This is a genomic window from Pseudomonas sp. WS 5410 (assembly GCF_012985645.1).
Lineage (GTDB): Bacteria > Pseudomonadota > Gammaproteobacteria > Pseudomonadales > Pseudomonadaceae > Aquipseudomonas > Aquipseudomonas shahriarae.
Window position 1 is genome coordinate 164,604 of the sequence record NZ_JAAQWS010000008.1, and the last position, 9,675, is coordinate 174,278.

9 protein-coding genes are annotated in these 9,675 nt (G+C 63.5%); 6 read left to right on the forward strand and 3 right to left on the reverse strand.

Annotated elements, in window-relative coordinates; translation table 11 throughout:
• Positions 1–134: 134 nt before the first annotated feature.
• Positions 135–986 carry an SDR family oxidoreductase gene (locus HBO24_RS14285; protein WP_057440515.1) on the reverse strand — a complete coding sequence of 284 codons (852 nt, stop codon included), beginning with the start codon at positions 984–986 and terminating at the stop codon, positions 135–137.
• Positions 987–1,176: 190 nt separating this feature from the next.
• Between HBO24_RS14285 and exbB the strand changes: the two genes are divergently transcribed.
• The 6 genes from exbB (at position 1,177) to HBO24_RS14315 (ending at position 8,108) form a co-directional block, all read left to right on the forward strand.
• On the forward strand, positions 1,177–2,190 hold the full coding sequence (gene exbB / locus HBO24_RS14290; RefSeq protein ID WP_057440516.1) for a tonB-system energizer ExbB: 1,014 nt from the start codon (positions 1,177–1,179) through the stop codon (positions 2,188–2,190).
• Positions 2,191–2,196: 6 nt separating this feature from the next.
• Entirely contained in the window at positions 2,197–2,622 is a 426-nt protein-coding gene (exbD, locus tag HBO24_RS14295; RefSeq protein WP_057961008.1) for a TonB system transport protein ExbD, read from the forward strand.
• Positions 2,619–3,365, forward strand: coding sequence for an energy transducer TonB (locus HBO24_RS14300; protein WP_057440517.1), 747 nt, complete (start codon positions 2,619–2,621; stop codon positions 3,363–3,365). Before exbD ends, HBO24_RS14300 begins: the two co-directional genes overlap by 4 nt.
• A gap of 236 nt (positions 3,366–3,601) precedes the next feature.
• Positions 3,602–4,522, forward strand: a complete 921-nt coding sequence (locus tag HBO24_RS14305) for a hydrogen peroxide-inducible genes activator (RefSeq protein ID WP_057444217.1) — start codon at positions 3,602–3,604, stop codon at positions 4,520–4,522.
• Positions 4,523–4,530: 8 nt separating this feature from the next.
• Positions 4,531–6,606: an ATP-dependent DNA helicase RecG gene (gene recG / locus HBO24_RS14310; protein ID WP_057961010.1), complete on the forward strand. Its 2,076-nt coding sequence runs from the start codon at positions 4,531–4,533 to the stop codon at positions 6,604–6,606.
• 101 nt (positions 6,607–6,707) lie between these two features.
• Entirely contained in the window at positions 6,708–8,108 is a 1,401-nt protein-coding gene (locus HBO24_RS14315; RefSeq protein ID WP_057440518.1) for an aminoacyl-tRNA deacylase and HDOD domain-containing protein, read from the forward strand.
• Between the two features lie 122 nt (positions 8,109–8,230).
• On the opposite strand, the gene HBO24_RS14320 is transcribed toward HBO24_RS14315, so the two are convergent.
• Both HBO24_RS14320 and tagQ read right to left on the reverse strand, forming a co-directional pair.
• Positions 8,231–8,608 (reverse strand): hypothetical protein, encoded by a 378-nt coding sequence (locus HBO24_RS14320; RefSeq protein ID WP_029289848.1) that lies wholly within the window; start codon positions 8,606–8,608, stop codon positions 8,231–8,233.
• 125 nt (positions 8,609–8,733) lie between these two features.
• On the reverse strand, positions 8,734–9,663 hold the full coding sequence (gene tagQ / locus HBO24_RS14325) for a type VI secretion system-associated lipoprotein TagQ (RefSeq protein WP_057961012.1): 930 nt from the start codon (positions 9,661–9,663) through the stop codon (positions 8,734–8,736).
• Positions 9,664–9,675 lie beyond the last annotated feature (12 nt).

Sequence of the window (9,675 nt, forward strand, 5' to 3'; positions counted from 1 at the left end):
GTGGGAGCGGGCTTGCGTGGGAGCCGGGCTTGCCCGCGATGTAGGCACCTCGGAGTGTCAGTGACACCGAGGTGATGCTGTCATAGCGATCCGACAAGCCAGCTCCCACACAAGCCGGTGCCTAGCAGGAAAGGTCAGCCTTTGAGGATAGCGGCGTAGCCTTCGCGATAACTCGGATAGGTTGGCGTCCAGCCCAGCGCCTTGGCCCGCGCATTGCTGCACTGCTTGCTGCCCGCGCGCCGCACGCTGGCGTCTTCGGCCCACTCGGTCACCCCAAGGTACTCACGCAGCCAGCCCACAACCTCAGCCAGCGGCGCCGGCGCGTCGTCGACGCCGATATAGACCTTGTCCAACGAACCGCCCTGCTCTACATGTTGCAGCAGAAACGCCAACAACCCTGCCGCATCATCAACATGTATCCGGTTGCCGTACAAAGGCGGCTCCACCGCCACGCGATAGCCCTGGCGCACCTGGCTCAACAACCATTCACGCCCCGGCCCGTAGATACCGGTCAAGCGCACAGTCGTGGCCGGGATGCCGCTGTCGAATGCCACTTGCTCGGCTTCCAGCATCACCTGCCCGGAATAGCCAAGGGCCTGGGTAGGCGACGTCTCATCGACCCATTCGCCATTTTGCTGCCCATAGACACTGCTGCTGGACACAAACACAAGCTGCTTGGGCTGCTGGCCATAGTCGTCGAGCCATTCCAGCACATGCTGCAAGCCTTCGACATAGGCCTTGCGATAGCCCGCTTCGTCATGGTCGGTGGCGGCTGCGCAGTACACCAGGTAGTCCACACCGCCGATCGGCCAGGTGTCGGGACAATCCTTTTTGAACAGGTCGCCGGCAATCCCGATCACCCCTTCGGGCAGGCGCGAGACATTACGCCGCAGGCCATGCACCTCCCATCCGGCAGCCAGCAATTGACTAGCCAGCCGACTACCTACATCACCACAACCGGCAATCACCACAGAAGGCGCAGACATCACAAAACTCCGTTCTCAAAGGTCTAGATTAGCCCTCGCAGGTGACCAGCGGCCAGAAAAAGCACAAATAAAGATACTGTATTACTTCTGTTAACAAGAATTACTTGCAATAATAACCGCCCATTTGTCCTCGACCCTTTATGCGGTCTGGCAGGGCAAGCCCTTATTTTTTCTATCAGGTCCGGCCAGCATGACACGCAATAACCTCCCCGCTTCGCCAACCAAGCCTCACAGCCCGTCCCGCGTCTGGCGCGCGATAACTGCGTTGCTGTTCAGCGTCCTGCTGGCACCGACCGCCGCGCTCGCCGATGCCACGGCACCGGCCACTCCGCCTGCCGCTACTGCGCCAGCCCCGGCCGCGGCCCCCGCACCAGAGCAAAATGCCGCAGCACCCGGTGCTCCAACTGTCGCTCCTGCGGCCACCGACCCGGCTGCCGCCGAAGGCGTAGCCCCGCAAGATGAAACCGGCGTGGTTCTGGAAGAAGACAACACCCTGGGCATGGCTCACGACCTGTCGCCTTGGGGCATGTATCAGAACGCTGACATCATCGTGAAGATCGTGATGATCGGCCTGGCCATCGCCTCGATCATCACCTGGACCATCTGGATTGCCAAAGGCTTCGAGCTGCTGGGCGCCAAACGCCGCCTGCGCACGGAAATCGCCAACCTGAAAAAAGCCACCACCCTTAAAGAAGCCAGCGAAAGCGCGGCCATCAAGGGCACCCTGGCGCACCTGCTGGTACACGACGCACTGGAAGAAATGCGTCTGTCGGCCAACACCCGCGAAAAGGAAGGCATCAAGGAACGCGTGAGCTTCCGCCTGGAGCGCCTGGTGGCAGCCTGCGGTCGCAACATGAGCAACGGCACCGGCGTGCTGGCGACCATCGGTTCCACCGCGCCGTTCGTCGGTCTGTTCGGTACCGTGTGGGGCATCATGAACAGCTTCATCGGCATCGCCAAGACCCAGACCACCAACCTCGCCGTCGTTGCCCCCGGCATCGCCGAAGCCCTGCTGGCAACTGCCCTGGGCCTGGTCGCCGCAATTCCGGCGGTGGTGATCTACAACGTGTTCGCCCGTTCGATCGCCGGCTACAAGGCCCAGGTGTCGGACGCTTCGGCAGAAGTCCTGTTGCTGGTCAGCCGCGACCTCGATCACCTGCCTACCGAGCGCAGCTCGCAACCGCACATGGTGAAAGTGGGGTAATCGGCCATGGGCCTGCATTTGAATCAAGGCGACGACGAGCTCGTCGAGAACCACGAAATCAACGTCACGCCGTTTATCGACGTGATGCTGGTGCTGCTGATCATCTTCATGGTGGCAGCCCCCTTGGCCACGGTGGATATCAAGGTCGACCTCCCCGCCTCCAGCGCGAAACCCGCGCCCCGGCCGGAGAAACCGGTGTTCCTCAGCGTCAAGGCTGACCAGCGTCTGTTCCTGGGCGAAGACGAAGTCAAACCCGAAACCCTCGGTGCGGTGCTCGACGCCCGGACCCAGGGCAAGAAAGACACGACGATCTTCTTCCAGGCCGACAAGGGCGTGGACTACGGCGACCTGATGAGCGTGATGGATGCCCTGCGGGCAGCCGGCTACCTCAAGGTCGGTCTGGTCGGACTTGAGACGGCAGCCAAGAAATGATCACGACGCGCCACAAACTGACGCGTTATGGCACCAGCCTCGCCGTCGTGCTGGGCGTCCACGCCGTCGCGATCATCCTCGCGCTCCAGTGGTCGGCGCCACAGATGGTGCAGTTGCCACCGGCGGCCATGGTCATCGACCTGGCGCCGATGCCAGCCCCACCCCCTCCGGCCCCGCCGAAGGTGGTGACGCCACCGCAACCGCCGGCACCGGTGGAAGAGTTGCCCTTGCCGAAACTGGCCGAGGCACCCAAGCCCACGATTTCCGTGCCCAAGCCGGTCAAGCCAAAGCCTAAGCCGCAGCCGCCCAAGCCTGAGAAAAAGGTCGAGCAGCCCAAGGAGAAACCCTCCGAGGATCCGCCGAGCGAAACCCCTCAGAACAACGCGCCTTCGGAGAAATCCGCGCAGCCGCAACCCGGCCCTTCGCCGGCACAGATCGCGGCCAAGGCCACCTGGCAAAGCACGCTGCTCGGTCACCTGGCGAAGTACAAGAAGTACCCGCCAGGCGCCCAGGCCCGTGGCAAGGAAGGCTTGAACCGCTTGCGGTTCGTGGTGGATGCCGAAGGCAAGGTGCTGTCCTATGAGCTGGTGGGCCGCTCCGGCAACGCCGACCTGGACCGCGCTACCCTGGAGATGATCCGTCGCGCCCAACCGCTGCCCAAGCCTCCGGCCGAGATGTTGACCAATGGCAGCATCGAAATCGTTGCGCCGTTTGTCTACAACATCGAGAAGCGCCGCCGCTAACCCCTGGGGGAGCGGGTTTGTGTGGGAGCGGGCTTGCCCGCGATGACGGTGTAACAGTCAACATCCACAGTGACTGACACACCGCCATCGCGAACAAGCCCACCCCCACACAAAACGGCCAACGCCATTAAGCAAAATCCCCCGCACAAACCGCTCAATCCCCAATCAAGCTCTGATAACGTGCGTCTATCGTTTGCAGCCGGTATGCTTGGCCCGCAACCTCATGGACGCCCGCTATGACTCTTACAGAATTACGCTACATCGTGACCCTCGCCCAAGAGCAACACTTCGGCCATGCAGCCGAACGTTGCCATGTCAGCCAACCGACGCTGTCGGTGGGCGTGAAAAAGCTTGAAGACGAACTCGGTGTGCTGATTTTCGAGCGCAGCAAAAGCGCCGTGCGCCTCACCCCGGTAGGCGAAGGCATTGTTGCCCAGGCGCAGAAGGTGCTGGAGCAGGCCCAGAGCATTCGTGAGCTGGCCCAGGCCGGTAAGAACCAGCTGACTGCCCCGCTGAAAGTCGGCGCGATCTATACCGTCGGCCCGTACCTGTTCCCGCACCTGATCCCGCAACTGCACCGCGTCGCGCCGCAGATGCCGCTGTATATCGAAGAAAACTTCACCCACGTACTGCGCGACAAACTGCGCAACGGTGAGTTGGACGCGATCATCATCGCCCTGCCCTTCAACGAAGCCGACGTGCTGACATTGCCGCTCTACGACGAGCCGTTCTATGTATTGATGCCGGCCTCGCACCCGTGGACGCAAAAAGACACGATTGACGCCAGCCTGCTCAACGACAAGAGCCTGCTGCTGCTCGGTGAAGGCCATTGCTTCCGCGACCAGGTGCTGGAAGCCTGCCCGACCCTGACCAAGGGCAACGACGGCGCCAAGCACACCACCGTGGAGTCCAGCTCCCTGGAGACCATTCGCCATATGGTGGCGTCCGGCCTGGGCATCTCGATCCTGCCGCTGTCGGCCGTCGACAGCCACCACTACGCGGCCGGCGTGATCGAAGTGCGTCCGCTCACCCCGCCCGTGCCGTTCCGTACCGTGGCGATTGCCTGGCGCGCCAGTTTCCCGCGCCCGAAAGCGATTGATATCCTCGCCGACTCGATCCGCCTGTGCTCGGTGGCCAAGCCGCCTGCCGCGAGCTAAGTACGTGTATGACTGAGCTGTCGCAGGTGTCGGTGACGGCACTCAAGGGTGTCGGTGAAGCCATGGCCGAGAAGCTGGCCAAGGTCGGCCTGGAGAACCTCCAGGACGTGTTGTTTCACCTGCCCCTGCGTTACCAGGACCGCACCCGCGTAGTGCCCATCGGCCATCTGCGCCCTGGGCAGGATGCCGTGGTCGAAGGCACCGTCAGCGGTGCCGATGTGGTGATGGGCAAGCGCCGCAGCCTGGTGGTGCGCCTGCAGGACGGTACCGGCGGCCTGAGCCTGCGCTTCTACCATTTCAGCAACGCGCAAAAGGAAGGCCTCAAGCGCGGCACCCGTGTGCGCTGCTACGGTGAAGCGCGGCCCGGCGCGTCGGGCCTGGAAATCTACCACCCGGAATACCGCGCCATTACCGGCGACGAACCCCCGCCGGTAGACACCACCCTCACCCCCATTTACCCGCTCACCGAAGGCCTGACGCAACAGCGCCTGCGCCAGCTGTGCATGCAGACCCTGACCCTGCTCGGCCCCCAAAGCCTGCCCGACTGGCTGCCGCAAGAGCTGGCCCGCGACTACCAGTTGGCGCCCCTGGCCGACGCGATCCGCTACCTGCATCACCCGCCGGCCGATGCCGATGTCGATGAATTGGCCCTGGGTCATCACTGGGCCCAGCATCGCCTGGCCTTTGAAGAGTTGCTGACCCACCAACTGTCCCAGCAGCGCCTGCGCGAAAGCATGCGCTCCCTGCGGGCGCCGGCGATGCCCAAGGCCACGCGCCTGCCCGCGCAGTACCTGGCCAACCTGGGCTTTGCACCGACTGGCGCGCAGCAACGCGTAGGCAATGAAATCGCCTACGACCTGAGCCAGAAAGAACCAATGCTGCGCCTGATCCAGGGCGATGTTGGCGCCGGCAAGACCGTGGTCGCCGCCCTGGCCGCGCTGCAGGCCCTGGAGGCCGGTTATCAGGTGGCCCTGATGGCACCGACCGAGATCCTCGCCGAGCAGCACTTCATCACCTTCAAGCGCTGGCTCGAACCCCTGGGCCTGGAAGTGGCGTGGCTGGCGGGCAAGCTCAAGGGCAAGAACCGCACGGCCGCCCTGGAACAGATCGCCGCCGGCGCACCGATGGTGGTGGGTACCCACGCGCTGTTCCAGGACGAAGTTAAATTCAAGAACCTGGCCCTGGTGATCATCGACGAACAGCACCGTTTCGGCGTGCAACAACGCCTGGCCCTGCGCGAAAAGGGCGTGGGCGGGCGGATGAACCCGCACCAGTTGATCATGACCGCCACGCCGATCCCGCGCACGCTGGCCATGAGTGCCTACGCCGACCTCGACACCTCGATCCTCGACGAGCTGCCGCCCGGCCGAACGCCGGTCAACACGGTCCTGGTCACCGACACCCGACGGGTCGAAGTGATCGAACGGGTGCGCGGCGCCTGTGCCGAAGGGCGCCAGGCGTATTGGGTATGCACGCTGATCGAAGAGTCCGAAGAGCTGACCTGCCAGGCCGCTGAAACCACCTATGAAGACCTCACCAGCGCCTTGGGCGAGCTCAAGGTCGGGCTGATCCACGGGCGCATGAAGCCTGCGGAAAAAGCCGCGGTGATGGCCGAGTTCAAGGCCGGCAACCTGCAATTGCTGGTGGCCACCACGGTGATCGAAGTCGGCGTGGACGTGCCCAACGCCAGCCTGATGATCATCGAAAACCCCGAACGCCTGGGCCTGGCACAGTTACACCAGCTGCGCGGCCGGGTCGGCCGGGGCAGCGCCGCCAGCCACTGCGTGCTGCTCTACCATCCGCCGCTGTCGCAGATTGGTCGCCAGCGCCTGGGGATCATGCGCGAGACCAACGATGGCTTCGTGATCGCCGAAAAAGACCTGGAACTGCGTGGCCCCGGCGAAATGCTCGGCACCCGCCAGACCGGCCTGCTGCAATTCAAGGTGGCCGACCTGATGCGCGATGCCGACCTGCTACCCGCCGTGCGCGATGCGGCCCAGGCCCTGCTGGAGCGCTGGCCGCACCACGTCAGCCCGCTGCTGGATCGCTGGCTGCGCCACGGCCAGCAATACGGCCAGGTCTGACAGACCGCCAATAGCCGACACCATCACAAACCGCAGTTAGACACCCCCGGCCGGACCAAGCTGGTTATACTCCAAGCAAATGTAGAAAATTGGATCCGGCCATGTCAGAAGTTGCCCACGCCACAGCCCCGCCGACCGCACCCCCGGTCATTCGGGACTTGCTCGCAAAACTCGCCGTCAACTACACGGAAGTCACCGACCACCCCGGCCTGAACCCGGCCCGAAAGGTTCAAGCGGTGCTGCTCGATGACGCGGTGGGCGCCCTGATGGTGCTGTTTCCCCAGAGCCAGTTGCTGGATCTCAATCGCCTCACCGAACTGACCGGCCGCAACCTGACCGCTGTCGCGCCGGAGCGCCTGGATCGCATGCTCGGCAAACACAGCCTGAGCCTGCTGCCCGGCCTGCCGCCGCTGACCAGCTCGCCTTGCCTGTACGAAGAAAGCCTGCTGCGCGAGCCGACCCTGCTGGTGCACTCGGGCGAAGCCACTGTGCTGCTGGAAATCGCCAGCGACGACTTCAAGCGCCTGCTGAACAAAGCCAGTGCCGCCAACTTCGGCGAACCCCTGAGCCGCATCCTGCCCAACTTCGACCGTCCCAACGACGACCGCGACGAAATTACCCAGGCGATGCAGGCGTTTACCGCGCGCCGCATCCAGCAACGCCTGGAAGCCACCATTGAAATTCCACCGCTGGCCGATACCGCGCAGAAGATCATCAAGCTGCGGGTCGATCCCAACGCAACCATCGACGACATCACCGGCGTGGTCGAGACCGACCCGGCCCTGGCCGCGCAAGTAGTGAGCTGGGCGGCCTCGCCGTACTACGCCTCACCGGGCAAGATCCGTTCGGTAGAAGACGCAATTGTGCGTGTGCTGGGCTTCGACCTGGTGATCAACCTGGCCCTGGGCCTGGCGCTGGGCAAGACCTTGAGCCTGCCCAAGGACCATCCGCAACAGGCCACGCCCTACTGGCACCAGTCGATCTACACCGCCGCGGTGATCGAGGGCCTGACCCGCGCAATGCCCCGCGCCCAGCGCCCGGAAGCCGGCCTGACCTACCTGGCGGGCCTGCTGCACAACTTTGGCTACCTGTTGCTGGCCCACGTCTTCCCGCCGCACTTCTCGCTGATCTGCCGGCACCTGGAGGTCAACCCGCACCTGTGCCACAGCTATGTCGAGCAGCACTTGCTGGGCATCAGCCGCGAGCAGATCGGCGCCTGGCTGATGCGTTACTGGGATATGCCGCAAGAGCTGTCCACGGCCCTGCGCTTCCAGCATGACCCGAGCTACGACGGCCAATACGCCGAGTACCCGAACCTGGTATGCCTGGCCGTGCGCTTGCTGCGCGGGCGTGGGATTGGCTCCGGGCCTGAGGCCGAGATTCCGGACGAACTGCTGGAGCGCCTGGGCCTGAGCCGCGACAAGGCCGAGGAGGTGGTGAGCAAGGTGCTGGATGCCGAGGTGTTGTTGCGCGAACTGGCGTCGCAGTTCAGCCAGGGCTGAAGCCGGCGCCTGCTGTACCGCTATCGCAGGCACGCCAGCTCCCACAGTTGACCGGGTTCCAACGTTGGAATGCACTCAACCGGTGGAAGCTGGCTTGCCTGCGATGAATCCAACCCGGTCTCTCAGGCCTTCTTTTTCTTCGGCTTCAGATACTTGGTCAAGCCCTGGAACCACATCACCAGGGCCGGGTTGCCCTTGATCTGGATCGACTTGTCCTGAATCCCCGTCATGAACGCCAGTTGCTTGTTCTTCGCCTGCATCGTGGCGAAGCCGTAGGCGGCGTCTTTAAAAGCGATGGCAAATGCCGGCTCCGGGTGGACACCCGAGCGGCTGGTGATGCGCTGGTCTTTGACGATGAAGTGACGGGCAACCTTGCCGTCAAGGGTCTGCAGCTGGAATGCCAGATCCTTGTCACCCAACTGCTGCTGGAACGCAGGGTTGTTGCGGCTGGCTTTGGCCATCATCAGGCCCAGCACCCACAGAAGAAAACGAAATTTCATGCACACGGCCTCAGTGTAATTATTGGGTGGCCGCAGCAGTTTAACGATTTGTGCGCGGAACGCTACCGATCTCCCGCGTTAGCAGGAGATCGGCTGGCGTTTACCGCTTATAGCAACAACTTGGCTTAAACGTTAGGGCAAGGTACCGGTGCCCAGTCGGCCAGGTTCGGGTCGCGGCAGGTGCCTTCGATCTGTGCTTTACCGGCGCTGGCCACTTGCTTACTTTCAGTCTGCTTGACCTTGGCGGTCTGGATGCTTCGCTCGGTGCTCACCGCTTCGGTCGGCACCTTGGGCAGTGGCGGACGCTTGGTCACGACCTTGCCGGTCGACTTGCCTTTTTTCGCCGGCACCACCGCCGGGGCGGTATCTGCCGTGGCCACGGTCACCACGTCATTGCGCTGCACACCCACCTGTTGCAGGTCTTTCTCGTAGGCCTGGGTGTAGTTGTTCAGGTCTTCGCTGGCCTTGCCGTTGACCGCGACGATCAGGTCGTTGGATTCCTTCAGGCCGGCGACGATTTCTGCCAGGCGCTTGCGGCCTTCGGTGTCATTGACGGTCTTGGCCTTGCGGTCAGCCACCAGCTTGGTGAACGCGCTCTGGTAGCACTGCTGGGACGCCTTGGCGTACGCGGTGCTACGGTCGATATCGGAAGCGCTTTTGTTGAAGTCCGTGGCGTAGGACGCGATGCGCTGGTTGTCATCGCTGATCTGCTTCTGGCGCTCGGTGTAGTAACCCGCCGCGCCGCCCGCCAGGGCTCCGCCCGCCGCGCCAATGGCGGCATTGCGGCCACGCTTGTCCGAATCGCCGGTCAGGGCACCCAACAGCGCACCACCGGCCGCGCCGAGGGCGGCGCCGGTGACGACCGACTTGGTCATGTCCGAATCAGTAGCGCGCAGGTGCTGCACCGGCTCGTAGCAGCTGGGGTAGTACTCGACCTTGGTGCTCGACGCGACCTTGGAAGCCGGCGACGTGGCGCAACCGGTCAGCACGGTGCTGAAGCCAGCCGCGATCAGCAGCAAGTAACGCTTGGAAACCGCCTTACGGGAAAAAAGCATAGGTGTGTTCTC